The organism is Nitratireductor alexandrii, assembly GCF_004000215.1.
GTDB lineage: Bacteria > Pseudomonadota > Alphaproteobacteria > Rhizobiales > Rhizobiaceae > Mangrovimarina > Mangrovimarina alexandrii.
In genome coordinates, this window is sequence record NZ_RBVY01000001.1 from 105,820 (window position 1) to 125,649 (window position 19,830).

The following is a 19,830-nucleotide window of genomic DNA, read 5'->3' on the forward strand; positions in this document are numbered from 1 at the left end:
GTCAGATATGCAGGGCGTGACCGAGCGTGCGCAGGGCGGCTTCCTGGAACGCCTCTCCCAGCGTCGGATGGGCGTGGACGGTCTGCGCCACGTCTTCCAGCCGCGCGCCCATTTCGATGGCGTGGGCGAAATAGGACGCGAGTTCGGAAATCTGCGCGCCGACCGCCTGCACGCCGACGACGAGATGGTTGTCGTCGCGCGCGACGATGCGCACGAAGCCGTCGTCGCGCTCGATCGTCATGGCGCGGCCGTTGGCCTGCAGCGGAAAGCTCGCGCTGCGCACGTCGAGCCCGGCCGCGGTCGCCTCCTGCGGCGACAGGCCGGCCGTCACGATCTCGGGATCGGTGAAGCAGACCGCCGGCACGCAGTGCCGGTCCCAGGCGCGCCTTTTGCCGGCCACGATCTCGGCCACCATCTCGCCCTGCGCCATCGCGCGGTGCGCCAGCATCGGCTCGCCGGTCACGTCGCCGATCGCGTGGACCCCGCGCATGGAGGTGCGGCATTGGTCGTCGACGGCGATGAAGCGCCCGTCCATGGTCAGGTCGAGCTCTTCCAGCCCCCAGCCTTTTGTGGCCGGGGCGCGACCGACCGTGACCAGCACCGCGTCGGCCGGCACCGTGCCGGACTGCCCGCCATCGGTGTAGGATAGCGTTCCGGCGCTCGCCGAATGCCGCTCGGCCTTGACCCCGGTCAGCACGCGCACGCCGAGCGCTTCGAGGCGCTTCTTGACCGGCCTGGTCAGTTCCTCGTCATAGGCCGGCAGGATGCGCTCCATGGCTTCCAGCACGCTCACCTGGCTGCCGAGCTTGGCGAAGGCCGTGCCCAGTTCGAGCCCGATATAACCGGCGCCGACAACCGCCAGTTTTTGCGGGATCTCCGTCAGCGCCAGCGCGCCGGTCGACGACAGGACGGCGCCGCCGAACGGCAGTCCCGGCAGCTCGATCGGGGTCGAGCCGGTCGCGATCACGATATGGTCGGCCGTGACGGTCTGGGGGCCGGTCGGCGTGTCCACATGCACCGTCTTGCCGTCGCGAAACCGCGCCCAGCCGTCGACATGCTTGACGCCGGCCTTTTTCAAAAGCCCGCTTACCCCGTTGGTGAGCCGGCGCACGATGCCGTCCTTCCATTCGGCGGTCTTGGGATAGTCGATCCGGGCCTCGCCGGCATGGATGCCGAGCGGCGTGCCGCCGGCGGCGAAGGCGCTCGCTTTGGCGAATTCGTCGGCGGCGTGGATCAGCGCCTTGGAGGGAATGCAGCCGACATTGAGGCAGGTTCCGCCCGGTTTCTCGGCTTCCACGATCACCGTGTCGAGGCCGAGCTGGCCGGCGCGTATGGCGCAGACATACCCGCCCGGCCCGGCGCCGATGACCAGCAATTGGCACTTGATGTCTCTCATCCTGTCAGTCCTCGATGAAGATCGATGCCGGCGTTTCCAGAAGCGTCTTGATCCGCTGCACGAAGACGGCTGCCTCCCAGCCGTCGATGATGCGGTGGTCGAAGCTCGACGACAAATTCATCATTTTGGCCGGCAGGAACTGGGCGCCGTCCCAGACCGGACGCACCTGCATCTTGTTGACGCCGACGATCGCGACTTCGGGATGGTTGATGACCGGCGTCGTGGCGATGCCGCCGAGCGCGCCGAGCGAGGTGATGGTGATGGTCGAGCCGGACAGTTCCTCGCGTGTCGCCGTGCCGTTGCGCGCCGCCTCCGCCAGTCTGGCGATCTCCGCCGCGCACGCCCACAGATCGAGCGTCTCGGCGTGGCGTACGACCGGCACCACCAGCCCGTTGCGGGTCTGGGTGGCGATCCCGACATGCACCCCGCCATGCTGGTGCACGACCCCGGCCTCGTCGTCGTAGAGCGCGTTCAAGCCGGGCTGTTCGCGGATCGCCTTGACCATCGCCAGCAGCAGGAACGGCAACACCGTCAGCCGCGTCTGGTCGTCGCGCTTGCGCGTGTTGAGGGCGGCGCGCAGATCCTCCAGCGCGTCCATCTCCACTTCCTCGACATAGGTGATGTGCGGAATGCGCGATTTCGCCACCTGCATCTTTTCGGCGATGCGCCGCCGCAGGCCCACCACCTTGAAGTCGGTGACACGGTTGTCGGGCGCGCGCGCGGCAACCGCGCCGGGGCGGTCGCCGGCTTCCAGATGCAGGTCGAGATCCTCGTGGGTGATGCGGCCGGCCGGACCGCTGCCGCGCACGAAACGCAGATCGACGCCGGCCTCGCGCGCCCTCAGCCGCACGGCCGGCGCGGCGAGCGGCTTGTCGCCTTCCTTGCGCGTCTGGGCCGGCAAGCGGCGGTCGCGCGCGGCTTTGCCCGCCGGCGGCGCCGGCGTGTCCGGCCGCTCGCGTGGCGCGACGGGCGCGTCCTGCGCCGCGTCGTCGTCCGGCTGCCTGTTGGCGGTCGTCTCGGCCCCATCGGCTGTCGGTCGCGCCGGCGCCGCCGGCTCGTCCTCGTCTTCCGCCTGCGGCGCCGCCGGCTTTGGCGCTGCGGCCGCGTCGTCGTTGCCGTCGCCGGCGACCTCGATCTTCAGAAGCGGCGCGCCGACCGAGATCTGCTCGCCGACCTCGCCGCCGAGCCAGGCGACGGTGCCTTCGACCGGCGAGGGAATTTCCACCGTCGCCTTGTCCGTCATCACGGCGGCCAGCACCATGTCCTCGGCCACCGGATCGCCGACCTTGACGTGCCATTCGACCAGCTCGGCCTCCGCGATCCCCTCGCCGACATCCGGCATCTTGATGACGTGCTGGCCCATCTCAGCCCTCCATCAGTTCGCCGAGCGCGGCGCCGACCCGTGCGGGGCCGGGAAAATAGGTCCATTCCTGCGCATGCGGGTAGGGCGTGTCCCAGCCGGTGACGCGCCGGATCGGCGCTTCCAAATGGTAGAAGCAATGTTCCTGCACCAGCGCGGCGAGTTCGGCGCCGAAACCCGAGGTCAGCGTCGCCTCGTGCACGATCAGGCAGCGTCCGGTCTTCTTCACCGAGGCCACGATCGTGTCGAGGTCGACCGGCAGCAGCGTCCTCAGGTCGATCACCTCGGCGTCGACGCCGCTCTCCTCGGCCGCCGCCTCGGCCACGTAGACCATGGTGCCGTAGGCAAGCACGGTGACGGCTGCGCCCTCGCGCCGCACCACCGCCTTGCCCAGCGGTTCGGTGAAATGGCCGGCCGGCACTTCGCCGAGCGCGTGCTTCGACCACGGGATGATCGGCTTGTCGTGGTGGCCGTCGAAGGGCCCGTTATAAAGCCGTTTCGGCTCCAGGAAGATCACCGGATTGTCGTCCTCGATCGAGGCGATCAAAAGCCCCTTGGCGTCGTACGGGTTCGACGGCACCACCACTTTCAGCCCCGACACGTGGGTGAACAGCGCTTCCGGGCTCTGGCTGTGCGTCTGGCCGCCGAAAATGCCGCCGCCGGTCGGCATGCGGATGGTGAGCGGGCAGGTGAAGTCGCCGGCCGAGCGGTGGCGCAGGCGCGCCGCCTCCGACACGATCTGGTCGTAGGCGGGATAGACATAGTCGGCGAACTGGATTTCCACGCATGGCCTGAGCCCGTAGGCGGCCATGCCGATCGCCGTGCCGACGATGCCGCATTCGCTGATCGGGCTATCGAAGCAGCGATCGCGCCCGAACCGTTCCTGCAGGCCCTGGGTGCAGCGGAACACGCCGCCGAAATAGCCGACATCCTCGCCGAACACGACGACGTTGTCGTCCTTTTCCATCGCCACCATATGGGCGTCGCGGATCGCCTCGATCATCGTCATGCGCGGCATCGTCAGTACCCCGCTTCCTGGCGTTGGCGCCTGAGATGCGGCGGCATGGTGTCGTAGACCTCCTCGAAAATGTCGCGCGGCGAGGCTTTCGGGCCGCTGTGCAGCGTGCCGAAGGCCTCCGCTTCCTTCTGTGCGGCCAGCACCTCGGCGTCGATCTCCGCCTCGGCCTGGCTGTGGCGCTCCTGCGTCCAGGCGCCCACGGCGACCAGATGGTTTTTTAACCGTTCGACCGGGTCGCCGAGCGGCCAGGCGTCCGACTCCTCCTTCGGCCGGTAGGCGGACGGATCGTCCGAGGTCGAGTGCGCGGCGGCGCGATAGGTAACGTATTCGATCAGCACCGGCCCGAGATTGCGTCTGGCCCGCTCGATCGCCCATTTGGCCACCGCGTGGACGGCGAGATAGTCGTTGCCGTCGACCCTGAGCGAGGGAATGCCGAAACCGTGGCCGCGCGCGGCAAACGTGCCCGAGCCGCCGCGCGCAATGCCCTGGAAGGTCGAGATCGCCCATTGATTGTTGACGATGTTCAGCACCACCGGCGCCTTGTAGGTCGAGGCGAAGACCAGGCCGGCATGGAAGTCGCTTTCCGCCGTCGACCCGTCGCCGATCCAGGCCGCGGCGATGCGGGTGTCGTTCTTGATCGCCGACGCCATCGCCCAGCCGACCGCCTGCGGAAACTGGGTGGCGAGATTGCCGGAGATCGAGAAGAAGCCGAATTTCTTCGACGAATACATCACCGGCAATTGCCGGCCCTTGTTGGGGTCGCGGGTGTTGGAATAGATCTGGCACATCATGTCGACCATCGGATAGCCGCCGGCCAAAAGCAGGCCCTGCTGGCGATAGGTCGGAAAATTCATGTCGCCGTCTTCCAGCGCCTTGCGGAAGGCGCAGGCGATCGCCTCCTCGCCCAGGCACTGCATGTAGAACGAGGTCTTGCCCTGGCGCTGCGCCATCAGCATGCGCCGGTCGAAGGCGCGCACGCGCATCATGGCGCGCAGCCCGTCGAGCGTCTCCTGCGCGGTCAGCGTGCCCGCCCACGGACCCACCGCCTCGCCCTTGCGGTTCATCACCCGGATGATCGAATAGGCCATGTCGCGGATGTCTTCCGGCGGCACGTCGATCGGCGGGCGCTCGACGCTGCCGGCCTTGGGGATCTTGACGTTGGAAAAATCCGGCTTGCCGCCCGGGCGCACTTCCGGCTCTGGCACGTTGAGGCGAAGCGGCTTGTGTTCGGCCATGGCATCGGGCTCCCGGTGGTCGGGGGAGCAAACGCGCCGGCCGGCGTTTCGTTCAAGGCCGCCGGGCCGCGCCGTCTCCTCCCTGGTGCCGATCATCCACCTTCGTCACGCCGACGCAAGAAAAAGTCGCGGTCGCGAGGGCCGGCGGCGCATGATCGCAACAAGGCTACGGCCGATGTCGCGCCGGCGAAATTTTGTGAGCCGGAAAGCCGCCCAAACACGCGCAGTCTTGCGTGAAAAAGAAGCGATTTTGGCGTCGCTTTTGCGATTTTTGCACTTTTTCGAGGGCAAAAATCGCAATTTCTGTGGTCGAATCGAGGTGTTTTCGGCCCGAAAACCGCTCAGGAAAAGCCGCGCACCGTCGCCGCGTCGAGAATGGCCAGCTCGCGCCGGTCGGAGGCGAGCGGCACGAAGGCGACCGACAGCGCGCCGTCTCGCACGCTGCACAAGGCGAACGATCCGCCGGCCACGAACCGCAGCCCATCGCGATAAAGAACGTCGTTGGCGTTGTGGAGCCCGGTGGTGGTGACGACCGGCACGCCGTTCCATATCGCAACGCGGTCGTAATGGACGTGGCCGGTCACAATGCCGGCGACGGGGTGGCCGGCGATGGCCTCCGCCAGGCGCCGCGTATCGGCCGCGCCGAGGCTTTCCCAGCCATAGCCGGTGCCGGGTGCGACCAGCGGCGCGTGGTGCATGACCAGCAGCTTCGCCGCTTCCGGATGGCGCCGCAGCGCGGCGTCCAAAAAGGCGAACTGGTCCGCGCCGAGCGCGCCGGCCACCTTGCCGGCGACGCTGGTGTCGAGCGTGACGACGTGCAGGCCGCCGATCAGCCGGTCGTGGCAGTAGGGGGCGGTCGCGCCGGCCGGCTCGTCGAGCATGCCGGCGTAAAAACCCGGCCGTGTGTCGTGATTGCCGAGCGCGTAGAGGGTTTTAAGGCCGTGCGCCTCGACCACGGCGCGCACCCGCCGGTAGCTTTCCGGATCGCCGCGGTCGGTGATGTCGCCGCTGACAACGACGAAATCGGGACGCGGCGCGATCGCGGCGATCGTTGCCATCACCGCCGCCAACCTGTCGAGATTGGCCGCGCAGGCATCGTCCTCGGCGTGCGGTGGAGAGATGGCGTGCAGGTCGGTCAGGTGGACGAAGGTGACGGCATCGCTCATCGAAAACTGTCCGCGTCGGAAAGGGGCAGGGTGCGACCGGGGTCGGCGGGACGGCCACCATGTCGCAAAGCGGCCCGGTGCGGCAAGCACCGGGCCGGGATTTTGTCGCGGCCGGGCCGGCGCCGCGGCCGGCGCGGCACCCGGCCAGGCCGGTTCAGGCCGCCGCGGCACGTGCCGTTGTGCGTGCCCGCGCCGCCAGCGCTTTGGTCGCGTCGACGGCCTCCTGAGCGGCGTACCAGTAGCGCTGCTGCAGTTCGATATTGAAGACGACGCCTTCGGGGAACGTGCATTCGGCGAGGATTTCCTCCCACGGCAGGTCGCCCCAGCCGACCGGCAGATGCAGGTCGCCATGGCCGTAGGCCAGGCGTTCGCCGATGGTGAACATCCAGATGTCGTCCTGGCGTCCGAAACTGTCGTGGACATGCAGATGGCGGCCATAGGGCGCCAGCGCCTTGATCTCCGCGACGAAGTTCTGGCGCGCCCCGGCGAAGTCGAGATTGATATAGGCGTGGCTGAAATCGATCGTCGCGGCCACGTTGGGATGGGCGATCGCGGCCAGCTCGTCCGCCAGCCGCTGCGGCGAAGAGGCGTGTACGCTGCCGTCATAGCCGCCGAACATCGTCTCCACGCACAGGTAAAGCCCGTTCTGGCGGGCGATGTCGCCGCCGCGCGCCAGCCACTCGCGCTGCCGGTGATAGGCCGCCTTCAGACCGTCGCCCGATTGGTGGCGTGCGAGCCCGGAATGGACGACATAATGCTTGGCACCCAGTTCGGCAGCGACTTCGAGCGACGCGGACAACACGTCGAGATGGCGCGGCAGCCGCCGCGCCTCGTCCATGAAGTTGATGGCGAGCGGCCCGTGCACGGAAAACGCCACCGACCGGCCGGCGCAGGCGCGCTTGATCTCCTCCAGGCGCGGCCGCCGGATCTTGCCGCCGACGATCACGTCGAGATCGAAGATCGGCAGTTCGATCGACTCCACGCCCAGCGCCTCGATCAGATCGAGTTCCGCGGCGAAGTCCGACAGATCGTCCTGTCGTTTGCGCGCTGACAGTCCCGTTCCCGCGACACCGTTTTCGAGCATGAGAATTCCTTTCCAGTCTGGTCCGCGCCGCGCGCGGGGGAGTGATTCGTAGCCCGCGAACCTGCCCGCCGCGCATGTCAGCCGTCTGACAGCCGGATGGAGGTTTTGCGACGGCGAACGAGCGCGCCGCGGTGCGGTGGTGCATGTGGATTTGCATGGCGGGGCGATTCGTGCCGCGATTTCAGAGTTTTAGCCTGACTAAAATTCTGCTTGACTCATGCCATCGCTGAAGGCATCGTTTTTTACAAATACTAAAACGATCGAGGGAGCGATTGTGGACGAGCAGGTCGCACGCGAAGGCAACGGCGCCGCCAACCAGGATCCGCTGGGCGAAAGGCTCAGGGCCCGGCGTCGCGAACTCGGCCTGACCCTCAAGCATGTCGCCGAAGGCGCGGGTCTGTCGGTCGGTTTCATCTCCCAGATCGAACGCGGCATCACCACCCCGTCTCTGTGCTCGCTGGTGTCGGTCGCCCGCGTGCTCAAGGTGCATGTTTCGGAATTCCTCGCCCAGCCGCAACTGACCGTTCCGACCACCCGGCACGACCAACGCCCGCATTACGCGGTCGGCTCCAATTCGCTCGTCTACGAGCGGCTGTCGGCCTCGTTTCCGGGAAACGTCCTGCGCAGCGTCATCATCCACGAACCGCCGGGATACCGTTCCGAACCGATCGCGCACGAGGGCGAGGAAATCTTCTACGTGCTTGCCGGCGGGATCACGGTCGAGGTCGAGGGCGAGGTCCATATCCTGGAGCCCGGCGATTCGATCCATTTTCCGTCGACCCGGGTCCACTCGTCCTGGAACCACACCGGCGCGCCGTCGACCATCCTGCACACCTGCACGATGGACGTGTTCGGCGACGAGCCGGGCGATGCGACGCACAGCGTCGTGCCGGCGGTGCGCAAGAAGGGCGGCCGCCACCAAGCAACTGCCAAGAGCCAGAAACCATAGGGGAATTGTGATGAACAGGATTTCGAAATCGCTTGCCGCGGCGCTGCTTGCCGCGACCACGCTCGCCGCCGCGCCGGCGCTTGCCGAAACCGTTTTGCGCCTCGACGAGGTGCCGGTCGGCGAACTCGATCCCGGCAAGGCGACCGACTACGCCGACTCCATCTTGATGTTCAACATCTACGATACGCTGGTCATCCCGGCCCAGGGCGGTCCGGGCTATGTGCCGCATCTGGCCGAAAGCTACGAGGCCGACGGCAACGACTTCGTGTTCACGCTGCGCCAGGACGTGAAATTCCAGAGCGGAAACCCGCTGACGGCCGACGACGTCGTGTTCTCCTTCGAGCGCATGAAGGCGCTTGGCCAGGGCCTGTCCTTCCTGTTCAAGAATGTCGACGGCGTCGAAAAGGTCGACGACACCACGGTGCGCTTCAAGCTCTCCCAGCCTTATTCGCCGTTCGTGGCCTCGCTGGTGCGCCTTCCGATCGTCGACAAGAAGCTGGTGATGGACAATCTCGGCGAGGGCGACGGCGAGATGAAGGATTGGGGCCAGGCGTTCCTGTCGGCCAACGGCGCGGGCACAGGCGCCTACAAGGTCGTCTCGCACAATCCGCAGGAAGAGACGGTGATGGCCAAGAACGCCGACTATTTCCTCGGCGTGGCCGACGTCGCGCCGGATACGGTGCGCTTCCGTTACGGGCTCGAGGCGGCCACCGTGCGCACGCTGATCGCGCAGGGCGAGCACGACATCTCCTCGCAATGGCTGCCGCCGGAAGTGTTGAAGTCGCTTGCCGCCGACGGCGCGCAGATGCTCAAGGAGACGGGCGGCGGCGCTTTCTACATCAAGATGAACACCGCCAAGGCGCCGCTCGACGACGTCAATTGCCGGCTCGCGCTCGCCAGTGCCTATGACTACGCCTCCGGCCTCAAGATGGTCGCCGTCACCGACGACGTGGCGCAGGGCTCGCCGGCGACCGGCGGCGTGCCGGTCGGCATGTACGGCGCCAAGCCGGCCTCCGAGGCGATGAACCGCGACCTGGAAAAGGCCAAAGAGCACCTGGCCGCGTGCAAATACAAGCCCGAGGATTTCAATCTCGAAATCTCCTGGATCGGCGAGGTGCCGATCGAAGAGCGTTTCGCGCTTCTCATGCAGGCGAATTTCGCCGAGCTCGGCATCAAGTCGGAGATCAGGAAACTGCCATGGGCGCTGTTCACCGAACAAGTGACCAAGCCGGAGAATACGCCGCATATCTCGCAGATCTTCGCCAACGCGGTCACCGGCGATCCCGACACGCTGCTTTATCCGATGTACCATTCCTCGGCCGCCGGCACCTGGCAGTCGCCGGAATATCTGAAGGACGAGGCGGTGGACGCCGCCCTGGAGAAGGGGCGCGCGGAGACCAGCGACGAGGGCCGCCAGGCCGCCTACACGGCCCTCAACGACCGGCTGATGGAGATCGCCCCGTCGATCTACGCCTATGACCGCCAGTCGATCTTCGCCGCCTCCGACCGGGTCAAGGTGCCGGCGCTGTCCGATCCCGCCAAGGCGTTCGGGCTGGACGGTTTCGGCTTCACCTTCCGGCTCATGGAAATGACCGCAGAGTAACCCCCAGGACGCCGGCCGGCGGCAGGCGCGCCGTCGGCCGGCACCGCGCATCACGGGTAAGCATCATGCCGCCAGTCGTCCGCCTCCTTGCGAAGCGGCTGGGGACCTCCCTGATCGTCCTTGTCGGGGTCTCCATGCTGATCTTCACCATCGCCCGGGTCATCCCCGGCGATCCCGCGCGCATCGCGCTCGGCCCCAACGCCACGCCCGAGCAGGTGGAGACGCTGCGCGAGCGGCTGCACCTCGATGAGGCGCTTCCGGTCCAGTACGGCTACTTCCTGCGCGACCTGTCGCGCGGCGATCTCGGCATATCGCTTTATACCAACCGGCCGGTGACGGCCGACATCGCCCAGTTCCTGCCGGCGACGCTGGAGCTGATCCTCGTGGCCGGACTGATGATGATCCTGATCGGCCTGCCGCTCGGCGTGATCGCGGCGCGCTATCGCGGCTCGTGGGCAGACCATGCGGTGCGCATCTTCACGCTGCTCGGCGTGTCGGCGCCCAGTTTCGTCTGGGCGGTGATCCTGATGCTGATCTTCGCCTTCTACCTGCCGCTGTTTCCGATCGCCGGGCGCATCGCCGATAGTTACGCCATCGCCTCCGTCACCGGCTTCCTGACCATCGACACGCTGATAGCCGGCAATCTCGCCGCTTTCGGCAGCGCCGCCTGGCACATCGTGCTGCCGGCCTTCGCGCTGTCGCTGTCGGGGATCGGCCAGGCGGCGCGGCTGACGCGCTCCAACATGGTCGAGACCTACGACAAGCCGTTCATCGAGATGGCGCGGTCCTACGGCTTTCCCGAGCGCCGCATCGCGCGACGCTTCGCCTTCCGTCCATCGCTGATCCCCTCGCTGACGATCATCGGCCTCGATTTCGCGGCCATGCTCGGCAACGCCTTCCTGGTCGAGGCGGTGTTCGCCTGGCCGGGCCTGTCGCGCTACGGCGTCGCGGTGATCCTGCGCAAGGACCTGAACGCCATCGTCGGCACGGTTTTGATCATCTCGGCCATGTTCCTGCTGGTCAACATCATCGTCGACCTCCTGATCGCCTTCATCAATCCACGCATCCGTTATTCGCAGAGGGCGTCATGAAGCGGGCAGCCTATATCCTGGTGCGCAATCCGCTGTCGCTGACCGGCGTGATCCTGATTGCGCTGGTGGTGTTCGGCGCGCTGTTCGCCGACCTGATCGCGCCGTTCCCCGAGCATCGCGGCGCGGTGGTCGATTTCGCCAATTTCAACAAGCCGCCGGAATGGCCCTATCTGTTCGGCACCGACCTGGTCGGGCGCGACCTGTTCTCGCGCATCCTCTACGCCTACCGGATCTCGCTGCTGCTCGGCGTGGTCGTGCTCGCGATCGCGGTCCCGATCGGTGTGACGATCGGGCTGGTCGCCGGCTATGTCGGCGGCTGGGTCGAATATGTGCTGATGCGCATCACCGACGTGTTCCTGTCGATCCCGCCGCTGGTGCTGGCCATGTCGATGATGGGCCTGCTTGAACCGACACTGACCAACGGCATGCTGGCCGTCACGGCGATGTGGTGGCCCTGGTATACGAGGCTGGTCTACAATCTGACCCGTTCCGAGAAGGAAGAGGGCTACGTGCTGGCCGCCGAGGTGATCGGCGCCTCCAGAGCGCACACCATCTTCCGCGAGATCCTGCCCAATTGCGTGCCGTCGATCGTCACCAAGATGACGCTCGATCTGGGTTTCGTCATCCTGATCGCCTCCTCGCTGTCCTTCCTCGGCCTGGGCGTGCAGCCGCCGACGCCCGATCTCGGCTCGATGGTCGCCGACGGCGCGAAATACCTGCCCGATTCCTGGTGGCTGACGGTGTTTCCGGGGCTGGCGATCCTGGTCGCGGTGTTCGGCTTCAACCTGCTCGGCGACGCGCTGCGCGACATTCTGGGGGTCGACCAATGAGCGCGCCGACGCTGCGGATCGCCGATCTCGGCCTCGGCTTCCGGACATGGGCCGGGCCGGTCGAGGTGCTGCACGGCATCTCGCTTCACATCAACAAGGGCGAGCGCGTGGCGCTGGTCGGCGAATCCGGCTCCGGCAAATCGGTCACCGCGCGCATCGTTCTCGGCCTGCTGCAGGAGCTCAAGAGCGCCCGCATCTCCGGCACGGTCGAATTCGAGGGTCGCGATCTCGACCGCCTGTCGGCGCGCGAGCGCCACGCGTTGCGCGGCACTAGAATGTCGATGATCTTCCAGGATCCGACCTCCTCGCTCAATCCGGTCTACCGGATCGCGCCGCAGTTTCACGAGGTCTTGAAGCGCGCCGAACCGGCGATCTCCGAGGCCGCCGCCCGCGCCAGGGCCGCCGCGCTGCTTTCGGCCGTCGCCATCCCCGAGCCTGAGCGCGCGCTGGACTCCTATTCCTTCCAGCTCTCCGGCGGCATGAACCAGCGCGTCATGATCGCCATGGCGCTCGCCAACGAGCCGGCGCTCTTGATCGCCGACGAGCCGGGCACGGCGCTCGACGTCACCGTTCAGGCGCAGACGCTGGCGCTGATGCGCGACATGGTCGAAGAGCACCACACCTCGGTGCTGTTCATCTCCCACAATCTCGGCGTGGTGCGCGAGTTCGCCGACCGGGTCTACGTCATCTACAAGGGCCGCATCGTCGAGCACGCCACCGCCGAGGGCCTGTTCGCCGATCCGCGCCATCCCTATACGCGCGCACTGTTATCGGCGGTGCCGCGCATCACCGGCGGCGGCATTCCCGAGATCGAGGACGTGTCGGAGGATTATTTCCAGCCGCTCGTCGTGCACGAGGGCTGCGGCGAGCCGGAGGGCGCGGCATGACCGGTCTTTTGTCGTTGCGCAACGTCTCCAAGGTCTTCACCCTCGGCCAGCGCGAGATCCGCGCCGTCGACGATGTCTCGTTCGACGTCGTGGAGGGCGAGTGCCTGGCCATCGTCGGCGAGAGCGGGTCGGGCAAGTCGACCATCGCCAACATGATCCTCGGCATCTACCCGCCCTCGATGGGCACGATCGCCTGGCGCGGCGACGTGCTGCCGGCGCGGCGCGAGCTGCGCCATCGCCGCGCGATCCAGCTCGTCCAGCAGAACCCGCTCTCCTCGCTCAACCCGCGCCGGTCGGTGGGCGCGTCGCTGCGCCTGCCGCTCGACGTGCACGGCATCGGCGACCGCTCGCACCGCGCCGACAGGGTCGCGCGGCTGCTCGAGGAGGTCGGCCTGCCGGCGGACTTCATGAACCGCTCGCCCGCGGCCCTGTCGGGCGGCCAGCGCCAGCGCGTGGCGATCGCGCGGGCGCTGGCCAGCGAGTCCGACCTGGTCGTGCTCGACGAGCCGACCTCGGCGCTCGACGTGCTCGTCCAGGCGCGGGTTTTGAAGCTGCTCGCCGATCTGCGCGACAAGCGCGGGCTGACCTATGTGTTCATCACCCACGACTTGTCGGTGGTGCGCAACATCGCCGACCGCGTCGCCGTGTTCGAGAAGGGCTGCCTGCGCGAGCTGGGCACGACCGAAGCGATATTCGCCAATCCGCAGCACGCCTATACCCGCCGCCTGATCGCCGCCGTGCCGGTGGTCGCCGACGCGGAGGTGGCGTTGCGCAACCGCTTGATGGAGAACGACGATGCAGCCGCCTGACTACGCGCCATTCGTGAACGAGGCAGCGCGCGCCGATAACCAGCCGCAGGCCGCCTTCGACGCCTTGTGCGCGCTGACCGAGCAGATCGTCGGCGTGAAACTGTTCACCATCATGACTCACGACGCCAAGAACGGCGTCGCCGGGCGGATCTATTCCAACATGCCCGACGCCTATCCCGTGTCCGGCACCAAGCCGGCCAACGAGACCGACTGGTCGCGCCTGGTGATCGGCCAGAGAAAGACCTTCGTGGCCAACGACATCGACGGCATCCGCGCCGTCTTCGACGACCACGAGCTGATCCGCACGCTCGGCTGCGAAAGCGTCATCAACGTGCCGATCGAGATCGACGGCAAGGTCGCCGGCACTATCAACTGCCTGCACGAAGCCGGTTTCTACACACCCGAGCGGGTCGCCGCCGCCGAAGCGCTCAAGCTTCCCGGCATGGTCTGCCTGCTCCTGAACGAACGCCTTCAGCCCAGGGGAGCCTGACAATGGCCGCAAACACCATCCGCGTCACGACCGATGTCGGCGGAACCTTCACCGATCTGGTGTGCTTCGAGACCGACGGCACGACCGGCGAGGCCCGCATCGTCACGGCGAAGTCCGACACCACGCCGCCCGATTTCGAACAGGGCGTGCTCAACGTCATCGCCAAGGCCGGCGTCGACCCCGCCGCGATCGACTTCCTGGCGCATGGCACGACCGTGGTCATCAACGCCTTGACCGAGCGCAAGGGCGTCAAGGTCGGCCTGATCACCACCGAGGGTTTCCGCGACACGCTGGAGATCGCGCGCGGCAACCGGCCCGACTTCTTCAACCTGCACTACGAGAAGCCGAAACCCTTCGTGCCGCGCTATCTGCGCCGCGAGCTGCCCGGCCGCATCAGCTACAAGGGCGAGGAGATGAAGCCGCTCGACCTGTCCGGTCTTGCCGCGATCCTCGACGATTTCAAGGCCGACGGCGTCGAGGCGGTGGCGATCAGCTTCCTGCATTCCTACGCCAATCTGTCGCACGAGCAGGCCGCGCTCGCCGAGGTGCGCAGATTGTGGCCGGAGGTCTCGGTCGTGTCCTCGCACCAGATCACCCGCGAATGGCGCGAATACGAGCGCACCAACACCGCCGTGCTGTCGGCCTATGTCCAGCCGATCGCCGAGCGCTATCTGTCGCGGCTGGCCGGCGGGCTCAAGGAAAAGGGCCTCAAGGGCAGCCCCTACATCATGCAGTCCAATTGCGGGGTCGATTCTCTGGAAAGCGTCTCCAAGATCCCGATCACCATGGTCGAATCCGGTCCGGCCTCGGGCTTCTGGGGTGCGGCCGAGCTCGGCAAGCTGATCGGCGCGCCCAACGTGCTGGCGCTCGACATCGGCGGCACGACGGCGAAGTGCTCGCTGATCGAGGACGGCCAGGTCAAGATCATGACCGATTACTGGATCGAGCGCGACCGCACCTCGGCCGGTTATCCGATCATGGTGCCGGTGGTCGATCTGGTCGAGATCGGCAATGGCGGCGGCTCGATCGCCTGGGTCGACGATTTCGGCAAGCTGCATGTCGGTCCGCAATCGGCCGGCGCGATGCCGGGCCCGGCCGCCTATGGCCGCGGCGGCGACAACGCCACCACCACCGACGCCAATCTCTGGCTCGGCCGCATCAACCGCGACTATTTCTGCGGCGGCGAGGTCACGGCCGACATGGCGGCCTCGGAAAAGGCGATCCGCGCCGTCGGCGACAAGCTCGGCGTCGACGCCGAGGAGGCGGCGCGCGGCATCATCCGCATCGCCAACAACAACATGGTCAACGCGCTCAAGCTGGTCTCCCTCAACCGCGGCCACGATCCGCGCGACTTCACCCTGGTCGCCTTCGGCGGCGGCGGCGCCATGCATGCCGTGGCGCTGGGCCAGGAGCTCGGCGTCAAGAAGGTGGTCGTGCCGGCCGGTGCCGCGGTGTTCTCGGCCTGGGGCATGATGATGTCGGACCTGCGCCGCGACTATTTCGTCACCAGGCTGGCCGACCTCAAGCCCGGCGCGGCCAAGGCGGTCGAGGCGCTGTTCGCCGAAACCGAGGCCCAGGCGCGCAAGCAGTTCACCGACGAGGGCGTGCCGGCCGAAAAGGTCAAGTTCCTGCGCTACGGCAAGTTCCGCTACCAGAACCAGGAGCACACCACCGAAGTGCTGATCGAGGAGGGCGCCATCACCGACGACCGCCTCGCCGGCATCGAGGCCGCCTTCCACGAGGCCTATGAGCGCGAATACACCTACCGCCTCGAGGCGCCGGTGGAACTGGTCGGCATCCATCTGGTCGCCTCGGCCGAGGTCGGCAAGCTGACCATGACCGAGCGCCAGCCGACCGGCACGCCGTCGAGCGCGGCCCTGAAGGGGAACCGCGACGTCGACTACGCGCTGGAAGGCGTCCACACGGCCGCGATCTACGACGGCACCAAGCTGGAACCGGGCATGCGTTTCGACGGCCCGGCGATCGTGGAGGACCCCGGCACCACGGTGGTGATCCATCCCGGCAACGCGGTCGAAATCGACGGTTACGGCAATATCCACATCACTCTGTCGCAGTGAGGAGAGGCGAGATGGCGAACGCTTCCAACGACCCGATCACGCTCGAGATCATCCAGAACTCCCTGCAGGCGACGGCCGACGAGATGTTCGCGGTGATGAAAAAGACGGCGATGAGCTCGATCATCTACGAGGTGCTCGACATGGGCACCGGCATCACCGACGCCAAGGGCGCGCTCGCCTCCTCCGGCGCCGGCATCCCCGCCTTCATCGGCGTGCTCGACAAGGCGGTGAAGGTGATCGTGGAGAAATTCTCCAAGCCGGGCGATATCGAGCCCGGCGACGTCTTCGCCACCAACGACCCCTATTATGGCGGCGTCACCCATTTGAACGACATCATCGTCGCCATGCCGGTCTTCGCCGGCGGCCGCATCATCGCCTGGACGGCCAACATCGCCCATAATTCCGATGTCGGCGGCATGGCGCCGGGCTCGCTGAGCGGCGAGGCGACCGAAATCTTCCAGGAAGGGCTGCGCCTGCCGGCCATCAAGCTGATCGCCAAGGGCGAGACGATCCGCTCGGTGATGGAGATCATCAAGGTGAATTCGCGCATGCCCGACGTGCTGGAAGGCGACGTGTGGGCGGCGATCGCCTCGGTGCGCATCGGCGCCAAGCGCCTGCAGGAGATCGCCGAGAAATACGGCGTAGGCACGTTCGAGAACGCCATGGCCTCGTTCATGGATTTCGGCGAGCAGGTCTCGCTGAAGGAGCTCGCCAACCTGCCCAAGGGCACGTTCGAACTGTCGGAGGAGCAGGACGACGGGCGCATCTTCAACGTCAAGATCACCATCGACGACGACACGTTCACCGTCGACCTGCTCGACAATCCCGACCAGTCGGACAATCCGGTCAACACCAGCCGCGACGGCGTCATGGTCGCCGCGCAGATGATCTTCAAGTCGCTGACCGACCCCTATTCGCCGGCGAACGAGGGTTCGTTCCGGCCGATCCGGCTCCTGACCCGCGAGGGCTCGGTGTTCCACGCCAAGGAGCCGGCGCCGATCGGGTTCTATTACGAGATCGAGCTGCGCGTGTACGACATCATGTGGCGCTGTCTGGCGCCGCACATGCCCGAACGCCTCGCCTCGGGCCATTTCGCCTCGGTGTGCGGCACCTTCATCGGCGGCATCCACCCCGATACCGGCCGGCAATACACCATCATCGAGCCGCAGCTTGGCGGCTGGGGCGCGAGCCGCGGGCGCGACGGCAATTCGGCGATCTTCTGCGGTTTTCACGGCGAGACCTACAATTGCCCGGCCGAGATCAACGAGGCGCGCAACGGGCTTCTGGTCGACCGCATGGAGCTCAATCTGGAGCCGGGCGGCGAAGGCAAGTTCACCGGCGGGCGCGGCATCGTGATGGACTACCGGCTGCGCGCCGACAACGGCTTTCTGACCGCCGGCTACACGCGCTCGAAGTTTCCGCCCTGGTCGCTCGACGGCGGCAAGGAGGGTTCTCCCAACTATGTCGAGGTGATCCGCAAGGACGGCGAGCGCGAAAAGTTCTCCTTCGTGTCCGGCCTGACCACCCACACCGACGACGTCATCCGCGTGGTGACGGGCAATGGCGGCGGGATCGGCGATCCGAAGGAGCGCGACCGCGAGGCGGTGGCGCGCGACATCAAGAACGGCCTGATCACGCCGGAACGGGCGAAGGAAATTTACGGTTACGCCGGCTGAGCGCCGGTCCTTGGGAAGGAGGATGAAATGACCCAATCACCGCTGAAGATCATGTATCTCAATCCGCTGGCGAGCAGCGCGGCCTATGACGACATTTTCGCCGACATGGCCCGCGACCACAAATTGCCGGGCACCGAGGTGCACGTGACCTCGCTGCCGGAGGCCGAGGGCGGCTTCACCCATATCGAGTACCGCTCCTACGAGGCGATGGTCACCCGCGGCATCATCCGCGCGGCGCGCCAGGCCGCCAGGGAAGGGTTCGACGCGTTCGCGATCGGCTGCTTCTACGATACCGCGTTGCACGACGCGCGCGAGATCTCCGGCGACATGATCGTCACCGCGCCGTGCCAGTCGTCATGCGAAATCGCCTCGACCATTTCCAACCGGTTCGGCGTCATCGTCGGACGCCGCAAATGGGTCCACCAGATGCAGTCGACCGTGCACGATCTCGGCCACGCGCACCGGCTGTCCGGCTTCTACCATGTCGAGCTCGGCGTCACCGAGTTCCAGGCCGACCACGCCGAGACCGGCCGCCGGCTGATCGAGGCCGGCCGCAAGGCGGTGGAGGAGGATTTCGCCGAAGCGCTGATCCTCGGCTGCACGATGGAGGTCGGCTTTTATCGCGAAGTCGAAAGAAAGCTCGGCGTGCCGGTGATCGATCCGTCGATCGCCGCGCTCAAGCGGGCCGAATACGCCGCCGTCCTCAAGCGCCAATGCGGCTGGATCCCGTCGCGCAAATGGTCGTGCGAGGCGCCGCCCGAGGAGGAGATCGCCCGTTTCGGCGGCTTCGACGACGGCGAGATCTTCGGCAACCGCGTCGTGGTGCCGGCCGAGGAGGCAGGCCCGGCCCGCCGCGCCGCCTGACATTGAACCGGCCGGCCCGCGCTGCAGACGCGGGCCGGCCCATCCTGGCGGCGATCGGCCGCCGAGACAGCATTTTTTCGTTCGAGGACCCCATGACCGAGCCTTCTTCCAACCAGACCGCCGACCGTCTCGCCCGCCTGCGCGAGGCGATGAAAGCCGAAGCGGCCGACCTCGTCGCCATCGCGCCCGGCTCGCACATGGACTGGCTGGTCGGCTTCCATCCGCACCCGGACGAGCGCCCCTGCCTGCTTTTGGTGGGCGCTGAAAAGGAGGCGTTCCTGATGCCGGCGCTCAATGCCGAAGGCACCCGCGAGCACACCGACATCGCCTTTCACACCTGGTCGGACGACCAGGGCCCGAAGGCCGCGCTTGGCGAAGCTCTTGCCGCGATCAGCGCCGAGGGAGCGAAAACCGTCGTGCTCGACGAAACCATGCGGGCCGATTTCGCGCTGCTCGTGCTCGACGCCCTGCCGGGCGCGACCCACGCCTTTACCGACCGCACGCTCGGCCGGCTGCGCATGGTCAAGGACGAAGGCGAAATCGCCAAGCTGAAGATGAACGCCGAAATCGCCGACCGCGCCATGCAAAAGGCGTTCGCCGCGATCCGGCCGGGCATGGCCGAAAAGGATCTCGCACAAGTGGTCAAGGACCATTTCGCCTCCGAGGGCGCCGTACCGTCGTTCTGGATCGTCGGCGGCGGACAGAACGGCGCCTTTCCCCATCACCAGTCGGGCGACAGACCGCTTGCCGAGGGCGATGCGATCGTCATCGACATCGGCGCGCGCAAGGCGGGCTTTCCGAGCGACATCACCCGCATGGCCGCAGTCGGCCGTCCGCCCGAAGGCTACGGCCAGATCCACACCATCGTGGAAAAGGCGGTCCAGGCGGCGATGAAGGCCGCGCGTCCGGGCGTGAAGGCGAGCGCGGTCGACGCGGCCGCTCGCACGGTGATCGCCGATGCCGGCTACGGCGAGTATTTCGTGCATCGCACCGGCCACGGCATGGGCATTGACGGGCACGAGCCGCCCTACATCACCGCCACCGCCGACACCGTGCTGGAGGAGGGCATGGTGTTTTCCATCGAGCCCGGCATCTACCTGCCCGGCCGCTTCGGCATCCGCCTGGAGGAAATCGTCGTGCTGCGCGCCGACGGTCCGGAAATCCTCTCCGGCCTGCCGCGCGACCTGCATGTCGCGAAGGCTTGAGGAGAACGCGCAAAGCCGCCGGTTTTGCGCTCGATCCCGACAAACGACACAGCGCCGTCACCGAAAAATCAAAGGGCCGCGAGGGTGCG

General features: G+C 66.9%; 17 protein-coding genes. 11 read left to right on the forward strand and 6 right to left on the reverse strand.

Annotation, left to right across the window (positions count from 1 at the left end; all coding sequences use genetic code 11):
- Position 1: 1 nt before the first annotated feature.
- The 6 genes from lpdA to EP380_RS00570 all read right to left on the reverse strand — a co-directional run bounded on the left by lpdA (position 2) and on the right by EP380_RS00570 (position 7,259).
- Positions 2-1,396: a dihydrolipoyl dehydrogenase gene (lpdA, locus tag EP380_RS00545; RefSeq protein ID WP_127595454.1), complete on the reverse strand. Its 1,395-nt coding sequence runs from the start codon at positions 1,394-1,396 to the stop codon at positions 2-4.
- Positions 1,397-1,400: 4 nt separating this feature from the next.
- Positions 1,401-2,759, reverse strand: a complete 1,359-nt coding sequence (locus EP380_RS00550; protein WP_127595457.1) for a dihydrolipoamide acetyltransferase family protein — start codon at positions 2,757-2,759, stop codon at positions 1,401-1,403.
- 1 nt (position 2,760) lies between these two features.
- A complete protein-coding gene (locus tag EP380_RS00555) occupies positions 2,761-3,774 on the reverse strand; it encodes an alpha-ketoacid dehydrogenase subunit beta (RefSeq protein WP_106572808.1) in 1,014 nt (337 codons plus the stop codon).
- Positions 3,775-3,776: 2 nt separating this feature from the next.
- The gene (locus EP380_RS00560; protein WP_106572888.1) at positions 3,777-5,009 is read right to left on the reverse strand and encodes a 3-methyl-2-oxobutanoate dehydrogenase (2-methylpropanoyl-transferring) subunit alpha; all 1,233 of its coding nucleotides are present in this window, start codon (positions 5,007-5,009) and stop codon (positions 3,777-3,779) included.
- A 341-nt stretch (positions 5,010-5,350) separates the two neighbouring features.
- Positions 5,351-6,175, reverse strand: a complete 825-nt coding sequence (locus EP380_RS00565; RefSeq protein ID WP_164749712.1) for a metallophosphoesterase — start codon at positions 6,173-6,175, stop codon at positions 5,351-5,353.
- Positions 6,176-6,329: 154 nt separating this feature from the next.
- Positions 6,330-7,259, reverse strand: a complete 930-nt coding sequence (locus EP380_RS00570) for a sugar phosphate isomerase/epimerase family protein (RefSeq protein ID WP_106572811.1) — start codon at positions 7,257-7,259, stop codon at positions 6,330-6,332.
- Positions 7,260-7,533: 274 nt separating this feature from the next.
- Between EP380_RS00570 and EP380_RS00575 the strand changes: the two genes are divergently transcribed.
- From EP380_RS00575 to EP380_RS00625, 11 genes are all read left to right on the forward strand, one after another.
- Positions 7,534-8,208, forward strand: coding sequence for a helix-turn-helix domain-containing protein (locus EP380_RS00575; RefSeq protein WP_238719650.1), 675 nt, complete (start codon positions 7,534-7,536; stop codon positions 8,206-8,208).
- A 10-nt stretch (positions 8,209-8,218) separates the two neighbouring features.
- Positions 8,219-9,811, forward strand: coding sequence for an ABC transporter substrate-binding protein (locus EP380_RS00580; RefSeq protein ID WP_127595466.1), 1,593 nt, complete (start codon positions 8,219-8,221; stop codon positions 9,809-9,811).
- Positions 9,812-9,876: 65 nt separating this feature from the next.
- Entirely contained in the window at positions 9,877-10,902 is a 1,026-nt protein-coding gene (locus EP380_RS00585; RefSeq protein ID WP_106572814.1) for an ABC transporter permease, read from the forward strand.
- Positions 10,899-11,732, forward strand: a complete 834-nt coding sequence (locus EP380_RS00590) for an ABC transporter permease (protein WP_127595470.1) — start codon at positions 10,899-10,901, stop codon at positions 11,730-11,732. The genes EP380_RS00585 and EP380_RS00590 overlap by 4 nt, the downstream gene beginning before the upstream one ends.
- Complete coding sequence (locus EP380_RS00595) at positions 11,729-12,619, forward strand: ABC transporter ATP-binding protein (protein ID WP_127595473.1); 891 nt, start codon at positions 11,729-11,731, stop codon at positions 12,617-12,619. The genes EP380_RS00590 and EP380_RS00595 overlap by 4 nt, the downstream gene beginning before the upstream one ends.
- Positions 12,616-13,428, forward strand: coding sequence for an ABC transporter ATP-binding protein (locus tag EP380_RS00600; protein WP_106572817.1), 813 nt, complete (start codon positions 12,616-12,618; stop codon positions 13,426-13,428). Before EP380_RS00595 ends, EP380_RS00600 begins: the two co-directional genes overlap by 4 nt.
- Positions 13,415-13,918, forward strand: a complete 504-nt coding sequence (locus tag EP380_RS00605; protein WP_106572818.1) for a GAF domain-containing protein — start codon at positions 13,415-13,417, stop codon at positions 13,916-13,918. The genes EP380_RS00600 and EP380_RS00605 overlap by 14 nt, the downstream gene beginning before the upstream one ends.
- Before the next feature lie 2 nt (positions 13,919-13,920).
- Positions 13,921-15,996: a hydantoinase/oxoprolinase family protein gene (locus EP380_RS00610; RefSeq protein WP_127595476.1), complete on the forward strand. Its 2,076-nt coding sequence runs from the start codon at positions 13,921-13,923 to the stop codon at positions 15,994-15,996.
- A gap of 11 nt (positions 15,997-16,007) precedes the next feature.
- A complete protein-coding gene (locus EP380_RS00615; RefSeq protein ID WP_127595479.1) occupies positions 16,008-17,672 on the forward strand; it encodes a hydantoinase B/oxoprolinase family protein in 1,665 nt (554 codons plus the stop codon).
- A gap of 27 nt (positions 17,673-17,699) precedes the next feature.
- Entirely contained in the window at positions 17,700-18,536 is an 837-nt protein-coding gene (locus EP380_RS00620; RefSeq protein ID WP_127595482.1) for an aspartate/glutamate racemase family protein, read from the forward strand.
- 92 nt (positions 18,537-18,628) lie between these two features.
- Positions 18,629-19,741: a M24 family metallopeptidase gene (locus tag EP380_RS00625; protein WP_127595485.1), complete on the forward strand. Its 1,113-nt coding sequence runs from the start codon at positions 18,629-18,631 to the stop codon at positions 19,739-19,741.
- Positions 19,742-19,830: the final 89 nt, after the last annotated feature.